The following is a 25177-nucleotide window of genomic DNA, read 5'->3' as shown; positions in this document are numbered from 1 at the left end:
CTGAGACTGTTCAATGCAGCAAAGACCCGGCAAGCTCGGTCCAACCCCAATTCATGGACTGTTAGGGAGGATCTGATGGTGCAGCTGTGTTCTATCGAACAGGCGGTCGATGATGTGCTCGCGCGGTTGCCGGCGCACATCCACATGGGCCTGCCCCTTGGCCTGGGCAAACCCAACCACTTCGTCAACGCGCTGTACCAACGCGTGGCGCAACTGCCCGAGCGGCAGCTGACGATCTACACCGCGCTGTGCCTCGGCCGTCCTGCATTGGGCGACGGTTTGCAAAAGCGCTTCCTTGAGCCCTTCATCGAGCGGGTGTTCGGCGACTATCCCGAACTGGATTTCCTCGCGGGCCTGCACAAGGACAACCTGCCGTCGAACATCCACATTCAGCAGTTCTTCATGCAACCCGGCAGCCTGCTCCACAGCGAATCCGCCCAGCAGGATTACGTCAGCAGCAACTACAGCCACGCCGCTCGGGACATCAATGCCTCCGGTTTGAACCTGGTCGCGCAACTGGTGGCCAGCCACAACGAACATCCCGATCGCCTCAGTCTGAGCTGTAACCCGGACATCACCCTCGACCTGCTCCCGATGATCGAGAAACGCCGGGCGGCGGGGGAGACGATCCTGCTCGTGGGGCAGGTCCACAACGACTTGCCATACATGCCCGGCGACGCCGAAGTCGGCATCGATACCTTCGATCTGCTGGTCGACGAGAAAGACAACACCACGTTGTTCTCCACCCCGAACATGCCCGTGGGTTTCCAGGATCACTTCATCGGCCTGCACGCCAGCACGCTGGTGCGCGATGGCGGCACTTTGCAGATTGGCATCGGCGCCATGGGCGACGCGCTGACGGCGGCGTTGCTGGCGCGGCAGGCTGACAACGAGGGTTACAAAGCGCTGCTGGCGGACGTGAATCTCAGCCAGTGGGCGCAGTTGATCGATCGTGAAGGGGGCGTCGAACCATTCGCCAAAGGCCTTTACGGTTGCAGCGAAATGTTTGTCAACGGCCTGCTGGTATTGGCCGACGCCGGGATCGTGCGGCGCAAGGTCTACCCGGATGTGCCGACTCAGCAACAGGCGAATGCCGGCACCCTGGACGAGTCTGCGCAGACTGACGGCATCTCGATACATGGCGGCTTCTTCCTCGGACCGCGCAGTTTCTACGAACGTTTGCGCGAGTTGCCGCAATGCAAGCGCCTCGAATTCAACATGACCCGCATCAGCTACATCAATGAGCTGTACGGCCAGGAAGAACTCAAACGCTTGCAGCGCCTCGATGCGCGGTTCATCAACACCGTGTTCGCCATGACATTGCTCGGTGCCGGCGTGGCCGATCAGCTCGAAGACGGGCGGGTGCTCAGCGGTGTTGGCGGGCAGTACAACTTCGTTGCGCAAGGCCATGCACTGGAAGGCGCGCGTTCTATTCTGCTGCTACGCAGCTGGCGCGAGGCGGGCGGGGAGGTCAGTTCCAACATCGTCTGGGAATACGGCCATTGCACGATCCCGCGGCATTTGCGCGACATCGTCGTCACCGAGTACGGCATCGCCGACTTGCGCGGCAAGACCGATGCAGCGGTGATCGAGGCATTGCTGAACATCAGCGATTCACGCTTCCAGCCGGGGCTGATCGAGCAGGCGCAGAACGTTGGCAAGTTGCCGAAGAATTTCCGCCTCGATCCGCGTTTCGCCGACAACAGCCCGCAGCGATTGCAGACGATTCAGGCGCGGCATCCGCAGTTGTTTCCGGAGTATCCGCTGGGGTGTGATTTCACGGCCGAGGAGCGGGATCTGTTGCGGGCGCTGAACTGGTTGAAGAGCAAGTTCAAGCTCACGGAAATTCTGGAGTTGGGCAAGGCTGCGCTGGACGCGCCGGAGGCTTCATCATTTCCCGAGCATCTGGAGAGAATGCAGCTGACCAACCCTGAGGGATTGAAAGAGGACCTGTTTCAGCGATTGCTGCTCACCGGCCTGAAGGCCACCGCGCAGTAACAGCCAACAAAAAAACCTGTGGGAGCGGGCTTGCCCGCGATGAGGCCATAACATCCAACATTGATGTTGGCTGATCCACCGCCATCGCGGGCAAGCCCGCTCCCACAGGTACATCGGTCCTGCTGGTTTATTCGATGAAGGTAACCACGCCATCCTTCAGCGATTGAACCCGCGCCAGCGACTCAACCCGATAACCCTGCGCATCCAGCTCCGCACGCCCACCCTGGAACGACTTCTCAATCACAATCCCCAAACCGGCCACGGTTGCGCCGGCCTGTTTGATGATCGAGATCAGCGCTTGCGACGCCTTACCGTTGGCCAAAAAGTCATCGATGATCAGCACGCGGTCGCTGCTGGTCAGGTGGCGCGGGGAGATGGCGACGGTGCTTTCGGTCTTTTTGGTGAACGAGTAAACGGTCGCCGACAGCAGGTTTTCAGTCAGGGTCAGGGACTGCTGCTTGCGGGCGAAGATCACCGGAACACCGAGGTTCAGGCCGGTCATGATCGCCGGGGCGATGCCCGAGGCTTCGATGGTGACGATCTTGGTGATGCCCGAGTCCTTGAACAGCTCAGCGAACTCGTCGCCGATCAGCTTCATCAGCGCCGGGTCGATCTGGTGGTTCAAAAAGGCGTCGACCTTCAGGACCTGATCGGAAAGCACGATGCCTTGTTCGCGAATTTTCTGGTGCAGTGCTTCCATGAAGCGTTCCTCTACTGGCGCCGCGTGCGCCTGGCTTGTCAAAAAGTGTTTGGTTGGAAAGTGCTCAATTCTAGCGCTTTAACATCGCCCGTATATCCGCCAATGCGGTATTGCCGCGAACGGCTTTGACTTCAACAGGTGTGTCGTCGGTGCCTTCCCAGGCCAGGTCGTCCGGCGGCAATTCATCGAGGAAGCGGCTGGGTGCGCAGTCGATGATCTCGCCGTATTGCTTACGCTTGGCGGCGAAGGTGAAGGCCAGTGTCTGACGCGCGCGGGTAATCCCGACGTAGGCCAGGCGCCGTTCTTCTTCGATGGTGTCGGCTTCGATGCTGGAACGGTGCGGGAGGATTTCCTCTTCCATGCCCATGATGAACACGTAAGGAAATTCCAGACCCTTGGAGGCGTGCAAGGTCATCATCTGCACGCCTTCGGCGCCGTCTTCCTCTTCCTGCTGACGTTCCAGCATGTCGCGCAGGACGAGTTTGCCGATGGCGTCCTCGACGGTCATCTCGCCTTCTTCGTCTTTCTCCAGGGTGTTTTTCAACGCCTCGATCAGGAACCAGACGTTACCCATGCGGTAGTCGGCGGCCTTGTCGCTGGAGCTGTTGGTGCGCAGCCAGTTCTCGTAGTCGATGTCCATGACCATGCTGCGCAGCGCCGAGATCGGGTCTTCGCCGGCGCATTGCTCGCGGACCTTGTCCATGAAACGCTTGAAGCGCGACAGGCGATCGGTGAAGCGCGTGTCCAGATGCTCGCCCAGGCCGATTTCGTCGGTGGCGGCGTACATCGAGATTTTGCGTTCGGTGGCGTAGTTGCCGAGCTTTTCCAGGGTGGTAGAACCGATTTCCCGGCGCGGGACGTTGATCACTCGCAGGAAGGCGTTGTCGTCGTCCGGGTTCACGATCAGGCGGAAGTAGGCCATCAGGTCTTTCACTTCCTGGCGTCCGAAGAAGCTGTTGCCGCCGGACAACCGATACGGAATCTGGTGATGCTGCAGCTTCAGCTCGATCAGCTTGGCCTGGTAGTTGCCGCGGTACAGGATGGCGAAATCGCTGTAGGGCCGGTCCGTGCGCAAGTGCAGGGTCAGCAGTTCCACCGCCACGCGCTCGGCTTCGGCGTCTTCGTTGCGGCAGCGGATCACGCGGATCTCGTCGCCGTGGCCCATCTCGCTCCACAGTTGCTTTTCGAATTCATGCGGGTTGTTCGAGATCAGCACGTTGGCGCAACGCAGGATGCGGCTGGTGGAGCGATAGTTTTGCTCGAGCATGACCACTTTCAGGGACGGGTAATCGTCCTTGAGCAGCATCAGGTTTTCCGGACGGGCGCCGCGCCAGGCGTAGATCGACTGGTCATCGTCGCCGACCACGGTGAACTGGTTGCGCGTGCCGATCAGCAACTTCACCAGCAAATACTGGCTGGCGTTAGTGTCCTGGTATTCGTCCACCAGCAGGTAGCGGACTTTGTTCTGCCACTTTTCGAGGATGTCGGCGTGTTCCTGGAACAGCTTCACCGGCAGCAGGATCAGGTCGTCGAAGTCCACCGCGTTGAACGCCTTGAGCGTGCGCTGATAGTGGGTGTAGACGATGGCGGCGGTCTGTTCCTTGGGGTTGCGTGCGTTTTCCAGGGCTTCGGCCGGCAGGATCAGGTCGTTTTTCCATGAGCCGATCATGTTCTTGATCTCGTCGACGCCATCGTCGCCCGAGTATTCCTTCTGCATGATGTCGGTCATCAGGGCTTTGACATCGGTCTCGTCGAAAATCGAGAAGCCCGGTTTGTAGCCCAGCCGCACGTGTTCCTTGCGGATGATGTTCAGGCCCAGGTTGTGGAAGGTGCACACTGTCAGGCCACGGCCTTCGCCGCCCTTGAGCAGGGTGCCGACCCGTTCCTTCATCTCGCGCGCGGCCTTGTTGGTAAAGGTCATGGCGACGATGTACTGGGCACGGATGCCGCAGTTCTGGATCAGGTGCGCGATCTTGCGCGTGATCACGCTGGTCTTGCCGGAGCCTGCGCCGGCGAGCACCAAAAGAGGGCCGCCGACGTAGCTCACGGCTTCTTGCTGCCGGGGATTGAGTCGGGACATACGTAAATTCAGGAGTCAGTCACGAAATGGGCCGGCATTTTAACAGGCTCAGCGAATTGTGCTGCTCTCTCCGACTTGTGACGCAACACGCTATCTATATTTGCCGGTTTTGTTACTTTCACGCAGGATACGCGGTGAATTTGCGTCTAATGTTCGTAATTCCGGATACAAAGGCCTCGTTTGATAACTGATGTCATTTGGTCATTGGTTATCGGCACGGCATAATGCCCGCCGCCTACATCATTGCAGAGTCTAGGGAGCTAGCTTGTCTACGCCTGTCGAACCCTTGCGTTTGCTGCTACTGGCCGAAGAGCCAGCGTGGGCAGCGTTGTTGCGCGAGTGTCTGGCTCCGATGGGGAGCTCGGCCGTGCTCATCAGCGCTCCAAGCTGGGAATCGGTCAGCACTCTGTTCGATGACAACCGCAGCGCGGTGTTGTTGACGATCCCGGCCCTTCAGCCGGCGCCGGGCCGTTGCAATTTGCCGACGGTGTTGCTGCTCGAGCACGAGCCGCTGTTGCCGCCCGATGGCGTGAGCGACTGGTTGGTGCGCGATCATCTCGACCCCGGCATGCTGCGCCGTTGCCTGCGCCATGTGCGTGAGCGCGGCGTGCTGGAAAACACCCTGCAACGGCTGGCCGAACAAGACCCGCTGACCGGTATCGCCAACCGCCAGGGTTTCCAGACCCTGCTGGCCGCGCGACTGGCGGAAAACGAGGGCCGCGGCCTGGCCTTAGGTCACCTCGACCTCGACAACTTCCGCCACGCCAACGACGCCCTCGGCCACCAGGCCGGCGACCGGTTGATTCTGCAAGTGGTCGCACGGCTGAAAAGCCAGCTCGAGGCAGGCGATCAATTGGCGCGGCTGGGCAGCGATGAGTTCGCCCTGCTGATCGACACCCGCCGTGCGCCGCAACGCGCCGAGTGGATGGCCGAGCGCATCACCGAGGCGTTGGCCGAACCCTATTGGGTCGATGGCGAAAGCCTGTTGATCGGTTCCAGCCTGGGCATCGCCCATGCCCGCGCCCAGGCGGGTGCCGACCCGCTGATGTGGCACGCGCACATCGCCATGCAGCAGGCCAAGAGCACTCAAGGCTGCACCTTTCACATCTTCAACGAACGCATCAACCGCAATGCCCGCAGCATGGCCGACCTCGAAAGCGAGCTGCGCCGGGCGTTGCGTCGCGATGAGCTGGAACTGCATTACCAGCCACGCCTGAACCTGGAAGACGGCCAGATTGTCGGTCTCGAAGCCCTGGTGCGCTGGCGTCACGCTGAACGTGGCCTGCTGCCGCCGAGCGAGTTCGTGCCACTGGCCGAGCAAAGCGGTTTGATCGTGCCGCTCGGTTACTGGGTGATTTCGCGCGCGTTGCGCGACATGCAGGCGCTGCGCGAGCTGGGTATACCGGCGTTGCACATGGCGATCAACCTGTCGTTCCGGCAGTTTCAGGACAGCCAGTTGCTCTCGACCCTGAGTCGGCTGATTGCCGAACGTGGCGTCGAGGCGCAATGGCTGGAATTCGAGCTGACCGAAACCGCCGTCATGCGCCGCAGCGATCTGGTGAAGCAGACCATGGATGCCCTTGGGCGTCTGGGCGTGCGCTTCTCGCTCGACGACTTTGGCACCGGTTTCTCGTCGTTCGTGCACCTCAACAGCCTGCCGATTGCCTTGCTGAAGGTCGACAAGAGTTTCGTGGGCGGGATGGAGGGGCGGGAAGAGAATCGCAAGCTGGTTCACGCGATGATCAATCTGGCGCACAACCTCAATCTTGAAGTGGTCGCCGAGGGCGTGGAAACGCCCGAGCAGTTGGATCTGTTGCGTGGGTTTGGTTGTGATCAGGTGCAAGGGTATCTGATCAGCAAGCCGTTGCCGTTGGCGGAGCTGGTGGATTACTTGAGCTTCGGCAGCAATCAGCAGCCGGCGCTGGAAGTCGTAAGCTAAACACAAACCAAATGTGGGATCGGGCTTGCTCGCGAAGAGGCCGTGTCAGTCGACAATAAAGTTGAATGACACACCGCATTCGCGAGCAAGCCCGCTCCCACAAGGTCTTCATTCGGTCTGGATGGCCTCGAAACGTTGTGACGACGGCTCCCGCCGAATCATCCGCTTCATCTTCCACTCGAACGCCAGCGTCAGGCTCACCGCCGCGCACGCCAGTCCCAGCGCCAATCCCCACCAGACGCCCGTCGGCCCCCAGTTCAAATGGAAGGCCATCCACCACGCGGCGGGCGCGCCAATCAGCCAATAGCAACCCAGCCCGACCAGGAACGTGGTCTTGGCGTCCTTGAGCCCGCGTATGCAGCCCATGGCGATGGTTTGCGTGCCGTCGAACAGCTCGAACCACGCTGCCACCGCCAGCAGGCTCACAGCCAGTTCGATGACGGGGCGGAAGGCCGGGTCGTTGTGGTCCAGGAACAGGCCTATCAACTGATTCGGCAACAGCCAGAACACCATCGCGAAGCCGAGCATCGCCGCCGCGCCGAACGCGATCCCGACCCGTCCGGCCAGTCGCGCGTCCAACAGTTGCCCGGCGCCGTAATGCTGGCCGATGCGCATGGTGATCGCATAGGAAAGCCCCGCCGGAATCATGAACGCCACCGAGACGATCTGCAGCGCGATCTGGTGCGCGCCCAGTTGCGTACTGCCCATGGTGCCCATGCACAGCGCCGCGAAGGCAAACAGCCCGACTTCAACCGCGTAGGTGCCGCCAATCGGCAGGCCCAGACGCCACAACTCTTTCAGATACTGCCGGTTAGGCCGCGACAAACCCTGGCACAACGGATACGCGTCGTACGCCGGATGCCGCCGAATGTGCAGCGCCAACGCCACGGCCATCAGGTTGGCGACAATCGCCGTGACCAGACCGATACCCACCAGACCCATTTTCGGCAGGCCGAACATCCCGGTGATCAGCGCATAGTTGAGCACGAAGTTGGCCACCGTACCGCCGAGGCTAATGACCATCACCGGCGTCGCCCGGCCGATGGCGCTGGTGAAACCGCGCAGGGCCATGAAGCTCAGGTAGCCGGGCAGGGCGAATGGCAGGATCAACAGGAACTGCCCGGCCGCCTGGACGTTGGTCTCGGTCTGGCCGAACAACAGCAACACCGGCTTGAGATTCCACAGCAGCAAACCGGCGACCAAGGCCATCAGCCACGCCAGCCACAAACCGGCCTGGGTCAGTCGCGCGGCGCCGACGATATCGCCCGCGCCCTGACGGATCGCCACCAGGGTGCCGACCGCCGCGATGACGCCGATGCAAAAGATCGACACAAACGAATAGGTCGCCGCACCGAGTCCGCCGCCAGCCAGTGCTTCGGGGCTCAGACGCGCCATCATCAAGGTGTCGGTGAGAACCATCAACATGTGCGCCAACTGCGAGGCAATCAACGGCCCCGCCAGCCGCAGGATGGCCCAGAGTTCAATACGCGCTGGATGCTGCATGGTCATCACGCTCGAGGGTCAAAGAGAACAGGAAAGCGTCGATTCTCGGCGCTCTGCAGGGTTTGCACAAAGGGATAAAAAGGATGGATGGCATGATTAAAACTCATCTTGGGGAGTTTCTGATAAGTTGACGAAATTGCGCTATAGGAGCTTTCCGAATGTCCCGTCGTCTTCCTCCCTTGTATGCCCTTCGCGCATTTGAAGCGGCGGCGCGACATAGCTCGTTTACCCGTGCGGCTGAAGAGCTGTCGATTACACAGAGTGCGGTCAGTCGACACATTCGTACGCTCGAAGAGCATTTCGCCTGTCGGCTGTTTCACCGCAGCGGGCGCAACCTGCAACTGACCGAGTCGGCTCGGCTGATCCTGCCCGGCATCCGCGAAGGCTTCACGGCACTCGAACGCGCCTGCAATACCTTGCGCGCCGAAGATGACATCCTGCGCATGAAAGCGCCGTCCACCCTGACCATGCGCTGGTTACTGGCGCGGCTCAGCCGATTCCGCCATCTGCAGCCGGGCAACGAGGTGCAACTGACCAGCGCCTGGATGGACGTTGATTCGGTGGACTTCAACCATGAGCCGTTCGACTGCGCCGTGATCCTCAGCAACGGGCATTTTCCGCCAGACTGGGAGGCGAGTTTCCTGTTCCCCGAAGAGCTGATTCCAGTAGGCGCACCGAATCTTCTGAAGGACCAACCGTGGGATGTCGAACGCTTGGCCAATGCCGAACTGCTGCACCCGACACCGGACCGGCGTGACTGGCGCAACTGGCTGGAGCGCATGGGGCTGACGGATCAGGTGTCGCTCAAGGGCGGACAGGTGTTCGATACGCTTGAACTGGGGATGATTGCTGCCGCCCGGGGTTATGGTGTGTCGATGGGTGATCTTTTGATGGTGGCCGAGGATGTGGCGCAGGGACGTCTGAGCTTGCCGTGGCCGACTGCCGTCGCCAGTGGTGAGAATTATTACCTCGTCTGGCCGAAAACACGCCCCGGAGGTGAACGTTTGCGCCGTCTCAGCGATTTCCTCCAAGGCGAAGCCCTGGCGATGAAATTGCCGGATGTCGTGCACTTGAGCTGAATCGATAGAGCGGTCCAGATAGAGGCTTTGAGCCATATCCCGGCTAATCACTCAAGTATTCAGGTTTGCCGCCGAAAATCTGCAGATGGAACCTTCGTGCAGGTTCGACGCAATTCCCATTATTAGAAAATTTGCTGAGCAGCCGATCAATGAAGATCCGGTCACTTGGCCAGGAGCTGTCATGTCTCAACCTCGTGCCCGGATTGCCTCACAGCTTGGTCTTGCGCTCGCCGTTATTCTGGCGATTGTCATCAGCGGCAGCACCGTCTTCGCCCTGCGTTCGCTGGACACGGCCAACCTCGCCACCCGCGAAGAGCACCTGGCCAGCGAAGCCCGCTTGCTGGCCGACCAGCTGACTACGTTTCACGGCACGTTGCGTGAAAGTACCCAACGCCTGGCCGGCCTGTTCGAGAAGCGCTTCAGCGCAGGTCTGAGCGTGCATCCGGACGAACCGGTGACCGTGGCGGGCGCGCAGACCCCGGGCCTGCACCTGGGCAGTGAAGTGCTGAACAACAACTTCAAGGAAGTGGACGAGTTCAAGCAAATGACCGCGGGCGTTGCGACGGTGTTCGTGCGCAGCGGTGATGAGTTCATTCGAGTCAGTACGAACGTCACTAAACAGGACGGCAGCCGCGCCATCGGCACCTTGCTCGATCATGCGAACCCGGCTTATGCACGTTTGCTGGCGGGGCAGAATTATGTAGGTCGGGCTTTGCTGTTCGAGCGCTTCTACATGTCGCAGTACACCCCCGTGCGCGATGGCAGCGGTAAGGTCATTGCCGTGTTGTATGTAGGATTCGATTACACCGACGCGCAGAACGCACAGTTCGCCAACCTCACACGCTTCCGTATCGGGCAGACCGGTTCTTTGGCATTGCTCGATGAGCAGAACAAATGGCTGGTGCCAATCGCGGGTGTGCAAGCACCGGAGCAAGCGGTCAAGACGATCAACAGCCTGGTCAAGACGCCGGGTAAAGGTGAGTTCTGGAGCGACAAGTCCGAAGACTTCTACAGCATTGCCGTGCCATTTGAAGGCGGGCCGTGGTCGGTCGTGGCGAGCATGCCGAAAAGTGAAATCCGTGCGGTCACCTGGGCGGTTGGCATCCAATTGGCGATTGGCAGCCTGCTGGCGATGTTGATCGCCGTGGGCTCCGCGGTCTGGTTGCTGCGCAGCAAGCTCGCACCGCTGGGAGACCTCGTTCGGCAGGCCGAAGCCTTGGGCGCCGGTGATCTGAGCGTGCGCCTGAGCGTGTCGAGCAACGACGAAATCGGTCAGTTGGCCCGCGCCTTCAACCAGATGAGCCAAGCGCTGTCGACGATGGTCGAGCACATCCGCAAGGCCTCGCAAGAGGTCAACAGCCGCGCTCAGGCGCTGTCTGGCCTGTCGGGTGGTGCCTATGAAGGCATGGAGCAGCAATCGGGTGAAATCACCAGCATGGCCGGTGCCGTGGAAGAATTCAGCGCCACCTCGCTGAACATTGCCGACAACATGGGTAGCACTCAACGTCTGGCGCAGGAAAACGCACAACAAACCCAGATCGGTCGTACATCGATGGACGAAGCATCCTCGTCCCTGGAGCAAATTGCCGGCGCACTGAACAGCACCGCCACGGTGATCAACACCTTGGGTCAGCGCTCTCAGGAAATCGGCGGGATTGTCGGGGTGATCACTTCGATTGCCGAACAGACCAACTTGCTGGCGCTCAACGCGGCCATCGAAGCGGCGCGTGCCGGTGAGCAGGGTCGTGGATTTGCGGTGGTGGCTGACGAGGTGCGCAACCTGGCATCGCGTACTCGCCAGGCCACCGACGAGATTTCCGGAATGATTCAAAGCATTCAGCAGGAAACCGGCAACGCCATCAGCACCATGGAGCAAGGCAATGTGCTGATGCAGGAAGGCCTGTCGCGTAACGCCAACGTCGCTTCGGCCCTGGCGCGGATCGATGAGCAAAGTCGCTCGGCTGGCCAACAGTTCGCGGCGATCACCACGGCGACCCAGGAGCAGAGCAGCACGGCGACCTTGCTGAGCAGCAATCTGCAAAGCATTGCCTTGGCCAACAGCGAGCAGCGGGAAGTGGTGTCGAACCTGGCCATCACCGCTAAAGAGCTGGAAAGCCTGGCGGCGGATTTGCGCCAAGAGGTTGACCGCTTCCGTTGAGGTGTCTTTGAAATAGCCTTCGCGAGCAAGCCCGCTTCCACATCAGCACTGCGGTGTTCACAAATATTGTGTTCGCCTCAGATCTAATGTGGGAGCTGGCTTGCTCGCGAAGGGATCGACCCTATATTCGATTTGCCACACATTCGCGGATCAATCATCCCCAGGTTGTCTTCTTGGCTTTGCCTCATTTTTTAACTTGATGAAACGTTTCAGCAAGTCTATAAAAATGCCACAACTCCAATAAAGGCTCCCGCCATGACTCCGCTCAAACTCATCGTCGCCCTCAGCGCGTTCTCCGCCGCGTCCCATGCGATGGCCTGGGATTACGTCCTTCTCGACACCGACAAGGCTGCCCAGAACTGGCAAATCACCAGCCAGCAACTCGGGGTGAAAACCGACAAACCCTTTTCCGTAACCCTGCGAACCCTGCACGGTGGGCGGCAGGAGGGCGTCAGCATTGTCGACATCGATAACGGCACGATGAAACTCTCAGTGGTGCCGACTCGCGGGATGAACGTCCTGCAGGCCTCGGTCGGTAATGTGCGCATGGGCTGGGATTCGCCGGTCAAGGAAGTGGTCAACCCATCCTTCATCGAACTCAACGGTCGTGGTGGATTGGGCTGGCTGGAAGGCTTCAACGAGCTGGTCACCCGCTGCGGCTACGAGTGGGTCGGCCACCCCGGCATGGACAACGGCGAATTACTGACCCTGCATGGTCGCGCTGCCAACATCCCTGCAAGCAAAGTCACCCTGCATATCGACGAAAAACCGCCGTATGCCATCAGCCTGCGCGGCGAGTTGAAAGAGCAGGCGTTCAAGAAAGTCGACTTCTCTGTCGCGACCGAACTGGTCACCGAACCTGGCAGTGCGAGCTTCAGCCTCAATGACACCCTGACCAACAACGGCGACTACCCGAAGGAATACCAGGCGTTGTACCACAGTAACTTCAGCACCCCGTTTCTCGAGCAGGGCGCCCGCTTCGCCGCGCCGGTGAAACAGGTGTCACCGTTCAACGACAAAGCGAAATCGGAACTGCCGGACTGGCAAACCTACCGCGCGCCAACCAAGGATTACGACGAGACGGTGTACAACGTCGTGCCGTATGCCGACGCCAAGGGCGATACGCTGACGGTACTGCACAACAAGGCGGGCAGCCTGGGCGTTTCGGTCGGCTTCAACACTCAAACGCTGCCCGTGTTTTCCTTGTGGAAAAACACCGATACACAAGGCCAGGGCTATGTCACCGGGCTGGAACCAGGGACAAGTTTTTCCTACAACCGTCGATATCAGCGCCCACTCGGTTTAGTGCCGACGATTGCGCCGAAAGAACACAGGCAATTCCAGATCAACTACAGCTTGCTGGCGGACAAGAGCGCTGTGGATAACGCATTGAAGCGTGTTACCGAGATTCAGGGTGGTCGGGAGACTGAGGTGAGGCAGGCGCCGTTAGTGGATCTCAGCAAAGAGTAAAGCCATCAGTTGGTGGCTGGCCGGTACTGCAGCGCTTCAGCCAGATGTTCACGGGTGATGCGATCGACGTTTTCAAGATCCGCCAGGGTGCGCGCAACCTTGAGCAATCGATGGGCTGACCTCAGCGACAAGGTCAGCCGTTCACACGCGGTCTCCAGCCAGGTTTCGTCGGTTGTGGATAACTTGCAATGCATGCGCAGCCCAGGCAGGTCGAGAAATGCATTGGCACAGCCCTGGCGTTTGTGTTGCCGCTCTCTTGCATCTGCAACCAGAGCGGCGGCTGTTGCGGTGTCGTCGCCGGGTTTGGCGACTGGATTCAAAGCCGTGGCTTCGCGGGCAACGGTCAGGTGCAGATCGATGCGATCCAGCAACGGACCTGAGAGTTTGTTGCGGTAGCGCTGGACCATGTCCGGTGTACAACTACATTTGCCGCTGGGCTCGCCAAGATATCCACAAGGGCAGGGGTTCATCGCTGCGACCAGTTGAAAGCGGGCCGGAAAACGCACGCGATCTTTCGCCCGGGAAATCACGATGTGCCCGGATTCCAGCGGCTCTCTCAAGACCTCCAGCACCTTGCGATCAAACTCCGGAAGTTCATCAAGAAAGAGCACGCCATGGTGGGCGAGGGTGATCTCGCCAGGTTGCGGTTTCGAGCCGCCACCGACCAATGCAGGCCCGGAAGCGGAGTGGTGAGGCTGGCGAAAAGGGCGTTGCGGCCAATGACTCAGCGGCGCGCCACTGGTGACGGACTGAATCGCCGCGACTTCCAATGCCTCACTTTCCACCAGTGGCGGCAACAGCCCCGGCAATCGACTCGCCAGTAGCGTTTTCCCAGTCCCCGGCGGGCCGCTGAACAGCAAGTTATGAGCCCCGGCCGCTGCAATCAGCAAAGCGCGCTTGGCTGAGAGTTGGCCTTGCACTTCATTCAAGTCGGGGTAGGGTTTGCTGGCGTAGAGCAGACCATTGGAAGCGTAGGGCTCAACCGGCGTGTGGCCATTGAAGTGCGCCACTGCTTCCAGCAAGTGATCCACGGCGATGACTTTCAGCCCCGACGCCAGGCAGGCTTCCTCCGCATTCGCTCGCGGCACCATCAGCGAGCGCCCGGCCTTGCGGGCGGCCAGCGCTGCCGGCAACACGCCCCTCACGGCACGCACCGCGCCCGACAGCGCCAACTCTCCCAAACATTCCACGTCGTCCAGCGTCAATGTCGGCACCTGCACGCTGGCTGAAAGAATCCCCAAGGCAATCGCCAGATCGAACCGCCCGCCGTCCTTGGGCAAATCCGCAGGCGCCAGATTCAACGTGATGCGCCGTGCCGGAAACTGCAGGCCTGAATTGATGATCGCGCTACGTACTCGATCCTTGCTTTCCTTCACTGCGGCTTCGGGCAGACCGACCATGGTCAGTGATGGCAAACCGTTAGCCAGATGAACTTCGACGGTGACGGCGGGCGCATCCACGCCAATCTGGGCGCGGCTGTGGACGATGGAGAGGGACATGGTCGTTCCTTGAGCTTTACGGGGTCCGCTTCCTGCGGGTTTTTGAAGGGTAGTCGGGGGCGCGTGATGGCGCAGGTGCCAAATATTCGCAGGATGTTGCGAGTGTCTTTCTGATGGGTGAAGCGTAAGGGAGTGGGGATCTGCGACGTAATCAGTCGCGGGATGAGGTTGTTGTAGCACGTTGCCTGGATCTATGAAGGACTGCGGCGAAAGCTGAATCGAAGGCGATAAAAAACCGCCTTGAGGAAGCGGTTTTTTGTGTGGTTTCGGGGAGGCTAGGGCCTGCGTCCTTAGTGAATACACTCACGGTGCTGAGGTTGTTCACCTTTTGTTGTCGAATTAGCCGTAGCGGGTGCTCTGTAACCGGCGAGCCAGCCGCTTGGTTCCAACTCTTTACCGCGAGCCGCAGCAACCTCAAAAAAGCGGCGTTGAGTGGCAGATACGTTCCCAGCCAGCCGGAGTGCCTCCGCATGATATCCAGCGATGAGTCGCAGTTTGTCTTTTCGTTTTCCGGGTTTCATAGCGATCTCTTTTGGATTTGCAGATGGTTTTACAGGTCGATCAGCTTAAGAGGAGAACGCGGTAGTGATGCAATGAGAATTGGTGCTCCTTTTTGTAGGAAGCGTCTTGGTTTGGAAGGAGTTCTGAAGGCCCTTGGTAGTCCTTTTCCTAAAGCTTTGAAGGGATGGCCAAGAGTCGCATTGGCGCATTTGCATAAGTGAATTCAGGTTATACACTTAAGATTAATGCATAACGTTAAGCTTTAAATTATGATCGTTAGCTTTAAGTGTTCTGAGACCGAGTACCTGTTTCGCAACGGTAAGACCCGTATGTGGTCAGCCATTCTGAGTGTCGTGGAACGAAAGCTGACGATGCTTGATGCTGCTGCCGTACTGATTGACCTTCGATCCCCGCCGGGAAATCGCTTGGAGGCATTGGGGGGAAACCGAAAAGGTCAGCACAGCATCCGTATCAACGCTCAATGGCGAATTTGCTTTGTTTGGGGTCTTAACGGGCCAGAGAATGTCGAAATCGTCGATTATCACTGAGGTGAGTAATGACTAAGAATGGTATGCGCCCGGTTCACCCCGGCGAGATCCTCAAAGAGGAATACCTGGAGCCTCTGAGCCTTACGGCGGCAGCCTTGGCTAGAGCATTGAGCGTTTCGACACCTACGGTGAACGACATCGTGCTCCAGCGTCGGGGTGTCAGCGCTGATATGGCTCTAAGGCTATCTATCTGTCTGGACACGACCCCGGAATTTTGGCTGAGCCTGCAATCGACTTACGATTTGCGCAAAGCCGAGATTGAGCGAGGGGCAGCGATCCGGGATCAGGTTGAGCGGCTTCCGCACTGCGCCTGATCCTCAATTCCTGAACGAACCCCACGCTATAACGTGGGGTTTTTTTGTCGTTCAGAATGCCTGGAGTATTCGGGAAGCACGCTTCCACCATGGTGTATTGCTCGAGCGCTGCGTCCGTTCACCATCCGCCAGCATCTGCGGAACATCCTGCAACCGAATCCACGGCTGGTTATTCCAGTGCAGCAAACTCAGTGACATCTCCGGCCAGTTCAACAGGCTCAGGACCGGCATCTCTGAGGGCTGGCACTACGTCGTGGGTCAGCCATTCGCGCAGTCCTCGGTATTCGGGGCAGTAGTGGTAGACGAGCAGGGCGTAGACGCCGGATTCGCTGATCAGCAGGGTGTTTTCGATGCTGCCGTGTATGAGCATTCGCGCGGTTTGGTGTTGGTCGGGGTCGAGTTTGCGGACGGTGCGTTCTTCGATGTAGAGGCGCAGGAGGCGGCCGAGGTCGCGGGCGCAGAACCAGGGTTGGTTTTCGAGGAGGAGGGCGTGGAGGTGGAGTTTGTGGCGGGTGAAGATGTGAGGGATTAGATAATTTTCGTCCATCGAGCAGTACCCAAATTTCGCTTGGTAGATGACTGCCACTTATCGTCGCCAAACAATAAGGGTGGCAGCTGCGTGCGGGTTGGCGAACCGGCCAAGCGAATTCCGGCAGACCCTAAGGTCTCCCACACACAGCCGCCATAATTCGAAATCGGGTAAGAAATACCTGATATCGAACGATGTGCGCTGCATTGCTTGGTTCCGGGTCGCCAAACCCAGTGCTGAACATTCAGCATTGGATGAGCTTAGGAACCGGGGCATTGCGGCGCAATCGGACGGCGGTGGTTTTGTTGTAGGAAGGTGCCGCGATTTTTGCGGGGCTGAAGATCAAAAGATCACAGCCTGCGGCAGCTCCTACAGGGGTGGCCTGTCCAGTGGGGGATGGCTGGTAGACCGAGGCGACCCATTCGCGGGCAAGCCCGCTCCCACAGGGATCGCGTTTTACAGAAGTGTTATTCGGCCGGCGGATTCAGCTTTGCTTCCAGCTCCGCGACCTTCGTTTCAAGCGCTTCCAGCCGTGCCCGGGTGCGTGCCAGCACGACCATCTGGCTATCAAACTCTTCCCGACTCACCAGATCCAGCTTGCTGAAGCCGCTCTGCAGCAACGCCTTGAACTGGCTTTCGATTTCGCTTTTCGGCAGCGGGGTGTCGCCACTGAAGAGGCGGGAGGCGGTGCCGGTCAGGGCGTCGAGGAAGTCTTTGGGCGCGAGCATGGGAAATGTCCTGAAAACAATGGCGGGCAGTGTATCACGCAGTGTCTATAGTCAATCCCGACCGCAGGGATGCACGCTTTTCGCGCATGCGGACGGACGGCTCCGCACTGTTGTTGTGCGTTACGCATCGGGCATTCAGGCGCAGCCGCTCGCCGTTGCAGGCAAGCGCTTGATATCAGGGGCTTTTGGCGAGATGGCAAGCTTTCTGCTTAGTCAGTCGTAACCCATGCACTGATGCAGTCGCTGTGACGAATGCAGTGCGCCAAGCGGAACGGGGAAGTGTTTCGTGCGGAGCGGTTAGCTGGCGTCGGACGGGCAGGTAAGGCCGACGATGCGTTACAAAGCCAGGCACTGCGCTTAGACTTGAGTCGGGTTTGTTTTCCTGGGGCAAGTCCACCAATTCGGGAGAGAGTTTTCATGAAGCTAGTCACTGCCATCATCAAGCCGTTCAAATTGGACGACGTGCGCGAGTCGTTGTCCGAGATCGGCGTGCAGGGCATTACCGTTACTGAAGTCAAAGGCTTCGGTCGGCAGAAGGGTCACACCGAGCTGTATCGCGGCGCGGAATACGTGGTCGATTTCCTGCCTAAGGTGAAGATCGATGTCGCCATTGACGACAAGGATCTGGACCGGGTTATCGAGGCGATAACCAAGGCGGCCAACACCGGCAAGATCGGTGACGGCAAGATCTTCGTGGTCAATCTGGAACAGGCGATTCGCATCCGTACCGGCGAAACCGATACCGACGCAATCTAAGCCGCCACAAACCCAACGCCCCAGGAGAAAACAATATGACTCTGCGTAAATTCGCAGGGCTAGGAGCCCTGTTGTCCATCGTAATGCCCAGCCTTGCTTTGGCGGCAGACGAAGTGGCGGCCCCAGTCCTCAATTCCGGCGATACCGCCTGGATGCTGACCTCTACAGCCCTCGTGCTGTTCATGACCATTCCCGGCCTCGCGCTGTTCTACGGCGGCATGGTTCGCTCCAAAAACATTCTTTCCGTGATGATGCAGTGCTTCGCCATTACCGGTCTGATCAGCATCCTGTGGGTCATTTATGGCTACAGCATCGCGTTCGACACCACGGGCATGGAGCAGGGCGTCGTCAACTTCAACTCGTTCTTCGGCGGCATGGGCAAGGCGTTCCTCGCCGGTGTCACGCCATCGAGCCTGACCGGTCCTGCGGCGCTGTTCCCTGAGGCGGTGTTCATCACCTTCCAGATGACCTTCGCCATCATCACCCCTGCGCTGATCGTCGGTGCTTTCGCCGAGCGGATGAAATTCTCCGCGATGCTGATCTTCATGGGCATCTGGTTCACCCTGGTGTATGCACCGATCGCGCACATGGTCTGGTCCGGCAACGGCGGCCTGATGTGGGATTGGGGCGTTCTCGACTTCGCCGGCGGCACCGTGGTGCACATCAACGCCGGTGTGGCCGGTCTGGTGGCGTGCATCGTGCTCGGCAAGCGTAAAGGCTTCCCGACCACCCCGATGGCGCCGCACAACCTCGGTTACACCCTGATGGGCGCTGCGATGCTGTGGGTGGGCTGGTTCGGTTTCAACGCCGGTTCCGCTGCAGCGGCCAACGGCACCGCCGGTATGGCGATGCTGGTGACTCAGATCGCAACGGCTGCCGCCGCACTGGGCTGGATGTTCGCCGAGTGGGTCACCCACGGTAAACCAAGTGCACTGGGTATCGCGTCGGGTGTGGTGGCCGGTCTGGTCGCCATCACGCCAGCCGCTGGCACCGTGGGCCCGATGGGCGCGCTGGTGATCGGTCTGGCAGCGGGCGTAGTGTGTTTCTTCTGCGCCACCACCCTGAAACGCAAACTCGGTTATGACGACTCCCTGGACGCCTTCGGTGTGCACGGCATCGGCGGTATCCTCGGCGCGATCCTGACCGGTGTGTTCGCTGCACCGTCGCTGGGTGGCTTCGGCACCGTCACCGACATCGCCGCACAAGTCTGGATTCAGTGCAAAGGTGTGGGCTTCACGGTGATCTACACCGCGATCGTCACCTACATCATTCTCAAGGTACTGGACGCCGTCATGGGCTTGCGTATCACTGAAGAAGAAGAGGCCGTCGGTATCGATCTGGCACTCCACAACGAACGCGGCTACAACTTGTAAGCACGCGCATAAAAATTTGCCCGGCTTGCCGGGCATTTTTTTGTCTGGAATTTGTCAGTGAAGGAACTGCTGAAAGGTTTTTTCGTACACGTTCAGGGGCGTTTACGACGGGCGTTTTTCTGCGGCCAATGGCTTACATGATTGAAGGAATATTAGGGCCTTTGTTTTTTCCCAGAGCGCGCTAGAATGCGCCCCGAACGTGCGGAGAACTGTATGTGGCAACAGACTCTGATTACCCTGCGGGCGAGGCCCCGGGGCTTTCATCTGGTAACGGACGAGTTACTCGCCGGCCTGCCTGAAATCAAGGCGTGTCGGGTCGGTCTGTTGCATTTGTGGCTGCAGCATACCTCGGCGTCGTTGACCATCAACGAGAACGCCGATCCGGCGGTACGTCGCGACTTCGAACGATTTTTCAATCGTCTGATCCCACAAGGAACAGACGGCTATGAGCATAACGACGAAGGCCTGGACGACCTCCCGGCGCATTTCAAGGCCAGCGTGCTTGGCTGTCAGCTCAGTTTGCCGGTTTCGGCAGGCCGACTGGCGTTGGGGACCTGGCAAGGCGTTTATCTGGGCGAGCACCGTGATCATGGCGGTGCCCGTAAAGTCCTTGCCACCTTGCACGGTGAAGAGGCATGAACCGCTGGTCACCAGTGGTTATTGAATTTTTCCGGCGGCTGTCGACAGACGGTGAAGCTGGGCTATAACTAATCTGCTTTTCGCAAGTCATGAGGTAGAACATGAGCGACGATGATCTGGAAAACGACGACCTCGAAGTAGGCGACGACGACGAAACCGAAGAAGGCCTGGAAGCAGCGACGGACGACGTCGTTGAAGACGACGGCGGCGAAGCGCCCGTTCCGACGGCTAAAGGCAAGGCCAAGGCTGCGGTATCGGTCGATGAGCTGCCGAGCGTCGAAGCAAAAAACAAGGAACGCGATGCCTTGGCCAAGGCCATGGAAGAGTTCCTGGCCAAGGGCGGCAAGGTGCAGGAAGTGGAGGCCAATGTGGTCGCCGATCCTCCCAAGAAGCCTGACAACAAGTACGGCAGCCGGCCTATCTAAGCGCTTGCTTCCTGCTTGCTGAAAAAGCCCGCCGTCGCTGCGGGCTTTTTCATGGGTGATGAAGCAGGAAGACCGCGTTATCGTTCTTCGCGGGCAAGCCTCGCTCCTACAGGGTTTGTGTCGTACACCAACGATGTGAGCGACACAAACCCTGTAGGCGCGAGGCTTGCCCGCGAAGGCAATTCCGAAGGCGCTACGAAGCCGAATTCCACCGCGCCAGCAACGCCGGCAATTCGGTCAGGCTGCGAATCTCGGCATCCGGCGATCGCTGCGCCTCCCACAATTTACCCTGCGGGTTAAACCAGATTGCCCGCAAACCGGCCTGCTGCGCGCCGGCAATGTCATCACCCGGATGATCGCCGATATGCACCGCCGTCTCGGCGATCGCGCCGCCACGCTGCAGGGCTTCATGAAACAGTCGCGCATCCGGTTTGGCGATGCCGATGTCTTCGGCGCACAACGCAAACTTGAAGTAATCCGCCAGCCCTAACCGGCGCACATCGGCGTTGCCGTTGGTGACCACGCCCAGCGCGTAGTGCTTGGCCAGAACCTCCAGAGTCGGCTCGACGTCGGGAAATACTTCGAGCTGATGCCGCGCATGCAGGAATACTTCAAAACTCTGGTCAGCCAGGTCGGACGCCTGACCATGGTCGTAACCGGCCTCTTCCAGCGCATGAAAAAGTACCCGCCGACGCAACGCACTGATCCGGTGTTTGAGCCCCGGTTCGCTGCTCAGAATACGCTCGCGAATCGCCCACAAATGCTCCACCGGCACTGCGCCTAGATTCGGTGCATGTTCGGTCAGCCATTCGCGCAGTACGGCTTCGGCGCTGACGATGACCGGGGCGGTGTCCCACAGGGTGTCGTCGAGGTCGAAGGTGATCAATTGGATGGTCATGAATCATCGCCCTTAATGCGTTTGGCCCGTGGATGGGCGCTGTCGTAGACCGTCGCCAGGTGCTGGAAGTCCAGATGGGTGTAGATCTGGGTGGTCTTGATGTCCGAGTGGCCGAGCAGTTCTTGCACGGCGCGCAGGTCTTGCGAAGACTCCAGCAGATGGCTGGCGAAGGAGTGACGCAACATGTGCGGATGGAGGTTTTGCCCCAGTTCGCGTTCGCCAGCCGCCTTGACCCGCACCTGAATCGCCCGGGGACCGAGGCGCCGGCCTTGCTGGCTGACGAACACCGCGTCGTCCGTCGGGTTGGTCATGGCCCGCAATGGCAACCACAACTCCAGTGCTTCGCGGGCCTTTTTGCCCACTGGCAATAACCGGGTCTTGCTGCCTTTGCCGAGCACCTGGACCATGCCGTCGGCCAGGTCCAGTTGATCGAGATTGAGCCCTGTCAGCTCCGACAGGCGCAAGCCTGAGGAGTAGAACAGCTCAAGAATCGCCTGATCCCGGCGCGCCAGAAAATCATCCTCGACCGCACCCTCAAGCAGTTGCAGCGCGCGGTCGGTGTCGAGGGTTTTCGGCAGCCGTCGTTCGCCTTTCGGCGGCGCCAGACCGTTGGCCGGGTCGTGGTCGCAAAGGCCTTCGCGGTTCAGATAATGGTAGAGCCCGCGCACAGCCGAGAGCAGCCGCGCCAGACTGCGGGACGATTGACCCTGGGAATGCAGGCGAGCGATCAGGCTGCGCAGACGCTGGATGTCCAGCGCGGCCCAGCTGTCGATGTTCTGTTTGACGCACCAGCCCAGTACTTTGTCGAGGTCGCGGCGGTAGGCGTACAGCGTGTGGGGCGACACCTGTCGCTCACTGCGCAGGTGTTCGCAGTAAGCGTCCAGTTGCCGTTCCACGATCAGCGTACCGAGCGCAGCGAGCTGTTGACCCGTGGCAGCACGCGGCCCATGACTTCGGCGATGTAGCTCAGGAACAATGTGCCCACCGAGCTTTTGTAGTGCTGCGGGTCACGGCTGGCAATCGCCAGGATGCCGTGGATGCCTTGATGGCTGATGGCAACGACGGCGGTGGAACCGATCTGCTTGCGCTGCTCTTCGCCGAACAGAAAGTCCAGCTCATGCTCGCGCAGGCTGCCGCTGACGCTTTTGTCTTCCGAGAGCAAACCGCCAATGGCCGTTTGCGCGTCGGCGTGGGTCACCCAGCGTCCGACTGGCATCGGGTTGTCGCCCAGCAGGATCAGGCTGACAAAAGGCACCTGAAAGTCCTGGCGCAGACTGTCTTCAACGCTGATCACCACGTCTTCCAGGCTGGTGGCATCCATCAAGGCGAGAATCAGGCGGCGGGTCTTGTCGAAGAGGCGGTCGTTGTCGCGGGCCACGTCCATCAAGTGCGAGAGACGATGCCGCAATTCGATGTTACGGTCGCGCAGGATGGTCATCTGGCGCTCGACCAGCGAGATGGTGTCGCCACGCTGGTGCGGAATGCGCATCGCCGGGAGTAATTCTTCGTGCTCGACGAAGAAGTCCGGATGAGCCTCCAGGTACGCGGCAATCGCCGCCGCCTCAAGGCTTTCGGAAGGAGATTCGTCGGGCTGTCGGGCGGGAACCTGGGGCTTGTCGGTCATGGGTTTGACTCACTCAAAGACGTACTTGTCCTTCGTAAACACGGACTGCCGGGCCGGTCATCAAGACCGGTTGGCCTGGGCCTGCCCATTCAATGGACAGACGCCCGCCGGGCAGGTCGATCAATAGCGGCGAATCCATCCACCCCTGGCTGATCGCGGCCACTGCAGCTGCGCAAGCGCCGGTGCCGCAGGCCTGGGTTTCCCCGGCACCACGTTCCCAGACGCGCAGTTGCGCGCGGTTCCGGTCGATGACCTGGAGAAAACCGACATTGACCCGCGCAGGGAAGCGCGGGTGATGTTCGATTTTCGGCCCCAGTTCATGCACCGGTGCGTTGTTGATATCCGTGACGCGCAACACCGCATGCGGGTTGCCCATCGACACGGCGGCCAGTTCAACTGCTGCGCCGTCGACGTCGAGCGAGTAGCTCAGCGCCTGACTGTCAGCAACGAACGGGATGTCGGCCGGCACCAGGCGCGGTGCGCCCATGTCGACGCTGATCTGGCCGTCGCTGCGGATATCCAGCTCGATAATGCCACTTTTGGTTTCGACGCGAATCTGCCGTTTTGCGGTCAGGCGCTTGTCGAGCACAAAACGGGCGAAACAGCGCGCGCCGTTGCCGCACTGTTCCACTTCGGAGCCGTCGGAGTTGAAGATCCGATAACGGAAATCCACGTCCGGGTTGCTCGGCGCTTCGACGATCAGCAACTGGTCGAAACCGATGCCGGTGTGCCGGTCGCCCCATTGCTTGGCGTGCTTGGGTAGTATGTGCGCGTGCTGGCTGACCAGGTCGAGGACCATGAAGTCATTGCCCAGGCCGTGCATCTTGGTAAAACGCAGCAGCATGGTTTTACTCCGGCAGCAGGCTTTCGCCAGCAAACAACTCGGCTACCGTCTCACGGCGACGCACTTCAACTGCCTGATCACCGTCCACCAACACTTCAGCGGCACGGCCGCGGGTGTTGTAGTTGGAACTCATGACAAACCCATAGGCGCCGGCCGAATGCACGGCCAGCAGGTCGCCTTCTTCCAGGGCCAGTTCACGGTCCTTGGCCAGGAAATCGCCGGTCTCGCAGATCGGCCCGACGATGTCGTAGGCGCGAGCAGCGGTAGTGCGCGGGCGCACGGCGGTGACGTCCATCCAGGCTTGATACAGTGCCGGACGGATCAGGTCGTTCATGGCCGCATCGACGATGGCGAAGTCTTTGTGTTCGGTGTGCTTGAGGTATTCGACCTGAGTCAGCAGCACGCCGGCGTTGGCGACGATGAAGCGGCCCGGCTCGAACACCAGCGCCAGGTCACGACCGTCGAGACGCTCGCGCACGGCCTTGATGTAGTCGGCAGCCAGTGGCGGCTCTTCATCGCGATAACGCACGCCCAAACCACCACCGAGATCGATGTGACGCAGGTAGATGCCGCAATCGCCGAGGCGGTCGACCAGGCCCAGCAGGCGGTCGAGGGCGTCAATGAACGGAGGCAGAGTGGTCAATTGCGAGCCGATGTGGCAATCGACGCCGACCACTTCCAGGTTCGGTAGCTGCGCGGCGCGGATGTACACGTCTTCGGCGTCGGCGATGGCGATGCCGAACTTGTTCTCTTTGAGACCGGTGGAAATGTACGGGTGCGTGCCGGCATCGACGTCCGGGTTCACGCGCAGCGAGATCGGCGCGCGAACGCCCAGCTCGGCGGCGACCACTTGCAGGCGCTCCAGCTCGTCGGTGGATTCGACGTTGAAGCAGTGCACGCCGACTTCCAGGGCACGGCGCATGTCGTCACGGGTCTTGCCGACACCGGAGAACACGATCTTGTCGGGGCTGCCGCCGGCGGCCAGAACGCGTTCCAGCTCGCCACGGGAGACGATGTCGAAACCGGCACCCAGACGCGCCAGGACATTCAGTACACCCAGGTTGGAGTTGGCCTTGACCGCGAAGCAGACCAGGTGCGGCATGCCGGCCAGCGCATCGGCGTAAGCCAGGTACTGGGCTTCGATGTGGGCGCGGGAATAGACGTAGGTCGGTGTGCCAAAGCGTTCGGCGATGGCGGACAGGGCAACCCCTTCCGCGAACAGCTCACCGTCACGGTAGTTAAAAGCGTCCATGGCAGTTCCCTTATTGGTAGACGTCGTGCTTGTGTGCCTTCGACGGCTGCTTTTGCGAGGACTTCGCCTGCTCGGCCGGGTCCTGGTTTTCGTCGGGCAGGTACAGCGGGCCCTTTTGACCACAGGCCGACACAAGACAGGCAACCGCGACGAGCGCAGCAAGGGAAGAGATCAGGCGCTTCATGGCGAAATCCTTGAAAATGCGTTAATTGCGCCGGAGTATACCGGCCACCCGGCAGCTTGCCTATGCGACCGGGCTCCCGTCCGGCGGGGCTTGGCCAGTTAGGTGCAATCCCTGGGGGAGCTAGCCTTTGTGGTGA

22 protein-coding genes and 1 pseudogene are annotated in these 25177 nt (G+C 60.0%); 11 read left to right on the top strand and 12 right to left on the bottom strand.

Going from position 1 to position 25177, the window contains the following annotated elements:
- Positions 1-75: 75 nt before the first annotated feature.
- Positions 76-1998 (top strand): acetyl-CoA hydrolase/transferase C-terminal domain-containing protein, encoded by a 1923-nt coding sequence (locus tag J2Y86_RS17040; protein ID WP_253433712.1) that lies wholly within the window; start codon positions 76-78, stop codon positions 1996-1998.
- Between the two features lie 127 nt (positions 1999-2125).
- Here the strand turns inward: J2Y86_RS17040 and J2Y86_RS17035 are convergent, their stop codons facing one another.
- Positions 2126-2698 carry a xanthine phosphoribosyltransferase gene (locus J2Y86_RS17035; protein ID WP_253433709.1) on the bottom strand — a complete coding sequence of 191 codons (573 nt, stop codon included), beginning with the start codon at positions 2696-2698 and terminating at the stop codon, positions 2126-2128.
- 70 nt (positions 2699-2768) lie between these two features.
- Positions 2769-4778 (bottom strand): DNA helicase Rep, encoded by a 2010-nt coding sequence (gene rep / locus J2Y86_RS17030; RefSeq protein WP_253433706.1) that lies wholly within the window; start codon positions 4776-4778, stop codon positions 2769-2771.
- A gap of 265 nt (positions 4779-5043) precedes the next feature.
- Between rep and J2Y86_RS17025 the strand changes: the two genes are divergently transcribed.
- Positions 5044-6717: a putative bifunctional diguanylate cyclase/phosphodiesterase gene (locus J2Y86_RS17025; RefSeq protein ID WP_253433703.1), complete on the top strand. Its 1674-nt coding sequence runs from the start codon at positions 5044-5046 to the stop codon at positions 6715-6717.
- A gap of 108 nt (positions 6718-6825) precedes the next feature.
- On the opposite strand, the gene J2Y86_RS17020 is transcribed toward J2Y86_RS17025, so the two are convergent.
- Positions 6826-8220: a NorM family multidrug efflux MATE transporter gene (locus J2Y86_RS17020; protein ID WP_253433700.1), complete on the bottom strand. Its 1395-nt coding sequence runs from the start codon at positions 8218-8220 to the stop codon at positions 6826-6828.
- Positions 8221-8378: 158 nt separating this feature from the next.
- On the opposite strand from J2Y86_RS17020, the gene J2Y86_RS17015 reads away from it, so the two are divergent.
- The 3 genes from J2Y86_RS17015 to J2Y86_RS17005 all read left to right on the top strand — a co-directional run bounded on the left by J2Y86_RS17015 (position 8379) and on the right by J2Y86_RS17005 (position 12927).
- A complete protein-coding gene (locus tag J2Y86_RS17015) occupies positions 8379-9299 on the top strand; it encodes a LysR substrate-binding domain-containing protein (RefSeq protein WP_253433697.1) in 921 nt (306 codons plus the stop codon).
- Between the two features lie 181 nt (positions 9300-9480).
- Positions 9481-11457, top strand: coding sequence for a methyl-accepting chemotaxis protein (locus J2Y86_RS17010; RefSeq protein WP_253433693.1), 1977 nt, complete (start codon positions 9481-9483; stop codon positions 11455-11457).
- 255 nt (positions 11458-11712) lie between these two features.
- On the top strand, positions 11713-12927 hold the full coding sequence (locus J2Y86_RS17005) for an aldose 1-epimerase family protein (protein WP_253433690.1): 1215 nt from the start codon (positions 11713-11715) through the stop codon (positions 12925-12927).
- Positions 12928-12932: 5 nt separating this feature from the next.
- Here the strand turns inward: J2Y86_RS17005 and J2Y86_RS17000 are convergent, their stop codons facing one another.
- Positions 12933-14426, bottom strand: a complete 1494-nt coding sequence (locus J2Y86_RS17000) for a YifB family Mg chelatase-like AAA ATPase (RefSeq protein ID WP_253433687.1) — start codon at positions 14424-14426, stop codon at positions 12933-12935.
- A 770-nt stretch (positions 14427-15196) separates the two neighbouring features.
- Between J2Y86_RS17000 and J2Y86_RS16995 the strand changes: the two genes are divergently transcribed.
- Together J2Y86_RS16995 and J2Y86_RS16990 are read left to right on the top strand one after the other, a co-directional pair.
- Positions 15197-15475, top strand: coding sequence for a type II toxin-antitoxin system RelE/ParE family toxin (locus J2Y86_RS16995; protein ID WP_150631401.1), 279 nt, complete (start codon positions 15197-15199; stop codon positions 15473-15475).
- An 8-nt stretch (positions 15476-15483) separates the two neighbouring features.
- Positions 15484-15789 (top strand): HigA family addiction module antitoxin, encoded by a 306-nt coding sequence (locus J2Y86_RS16990; protein WP_253433684.1) that lies wholly within the window; start codon positions 15484-15486, stop codon positions 15787-15789.
- Positions 15790-15840: 51 nt separating this feature from the next.
- Here the strand turns inward: J2Y86_RS16990 and J2Y86_RS16985 are convergent.
- Both J2Y86_RS16985 and J2Y86_RS16980 read right to left on the bottom strand, forming a co-directional pair.
- Positions 15841-16336, bottom strand: a pseudogene (locus J2Y86_RS16985) (BRO-N domain-containing protein).
- A 449-nt stretch (positions 16337-16785) separates the two neighbouring features.
- The gene (locus tag J2Y86_RS16980; RefSeq protein WP_047535037.1) at positions 16786-17046 is read right to left on the bottom strand and encodes an accessory factor UbiK family protein; all 261 of its coding nucleotides are present in this window, start codon (positions 17044-17046) and stop codon (positions 16786-16788) included.
- Positions 17047-17463: 417 nt separating this feature from the next.
- On the opposite strand from J2Y86_RS16980, the gene glnK reads away from it, so the two are divergent.
- From glnK to sutA, 4 genes are all read left to right on the top strand, one after another.
- A complete protein-coding gene (glnK, locus tag J2Y86_RS16975) occupies positions 17464-17802 on the top strand; it encodes a P-II family nitrogen regulator (protein ID WP_002555808.1) in 339 nt (112 codons plus the stop codon).
- A 35-nt stretch (positions 17803-17837) separates the two neighbouring features.
- Positions 17838-19175: an ammonium transporter gene (locus J2Y86_RS16970; protein ID WP_253433681.1), complete on the top strand. Its 1338-nt coding sequence runs from the start codon at positions 17838-17840 to the stop codon at positions 19173-19175.
- A gap of 213 nt (positions 19176-19388) precedes the next feature.
- Positions 19389-19814: a secondary thiamine-phosphate synthase enzyme YjbQ gene (locus tag J2Y86_RS16965; RefSeq protein ID WP_253433678.1), complete on the top strand. Its 426-nt coding sequence runs from the start codon at positions 19389-19391 to the stop codon at positions 19812-19814.
- A 101-nt stretch (positions 19815-19915) separates the two neighbouring features.
- On the top strand, positions 19916-20239 hold the full coding sequence (gene sutA / locus J2Y86_RS16960) for a transcriptional regulator SutA (RefSeq protein ID WP_253433675.1): 324 nt from the start codon (positions 19916-19918) through the stop codon (positions 20237-20239).
- 193 nt (positions 20240-20432) lie between these two features.
- On the opposite strand, the gene J2Y86_RS16955 is transcribed toward sutA, so the two are convergent.
- From J2Y86_RS16955 to lptM, 6 genes are read right to left on the bottom strand one after another with little or no spacing between them, the layout of a single operon-like run.
- Positions 20433-21137, bottom strand: a complete 705-nt coding sequence (locus J2Y86_RS16955) for an HAD family hydrolase (RefSeq protein ID WP_253433672.1) — start codon at positions 21135-21137, stop codon at positions 20433-20435.
- A complete protein-coding gene (gene xerC, locus J2Y86_RS16950; RefSeq protein WP_253433669.1) occupies positions 21134-22033 on the bottom strand; it encodes a tyrosine recombinase XerC in 900 nt (299 codons plus the stop codon). The genes J2Y86_RS16955 and xerC overlap by 4 nt, the downstream gene beginning before the upstream one ends.
- 2 nt (positions 22034-22035) lie before the next feature.
- Positions 22036-22761: a DUF484 family protein gene (locus tag J2Y86_RS16945; RefSeq protein WP_253433667.1), complete on the bottom strand. Its 726-nt coding sequence runs from the start codon at positions 22759-22761 to the stop codon at positions 22036-22038.
- Positions 22762-22774: 13 nt separating this feature from the next.
- Positions 22775-23605 (bottom strand): diaminopimelate epimerase, encoded by an 831-nt coding sequence (gene dapF, locus J2Y86_RS16940; protein ID WP_017341442.1) that lies wholly within the window; start codon positions 23603-23605, stop codon positions 22775-22777.
- A 4-nt stretch (positions 23606-23609) separates the two neighbouring features.
- Positions 23610-24857, bottom strand: coding sequence for a diaminopimelate decarboxylase (gene lysA / locus J2Y86_RS16935; protein WP_253433664.1), 1248 nt, complete (start codon positions 24855-24857; stop codon positions 23610-23612).
- 10 nt (positions 24858-24867) lie between these two features.
- Entirely contained in the window at positions 24868-25041 is a 174-nt protein-coding gene (gene lptM / locus J2Y86_RS16930; RefSeq protein WP_253433661.1) for an LPS translocon maturation chaperone LptM, read from the bottom strand.
- Between the last annotated feature and the right edge of the window lie 136 nt (positions 25042-25177).

Origin of the sequence: Pseudomonas migulae, assembly GCF_024169315.1 — a bacterium.
In the GTDB taxonomy this organism is placed as follows: domain Bacteria; phylum Pseudomonadota; class Gammaproteobacteria; order Pseudomonadales; family Pseudomonadaceae; genus Aquipseudomonas; species Aquipseudomonas migulae_B.
Note: the sequence above shows the minus strand (reverse complement) of the source record. Positions and strands in the feature narration are given on the sequence as shown.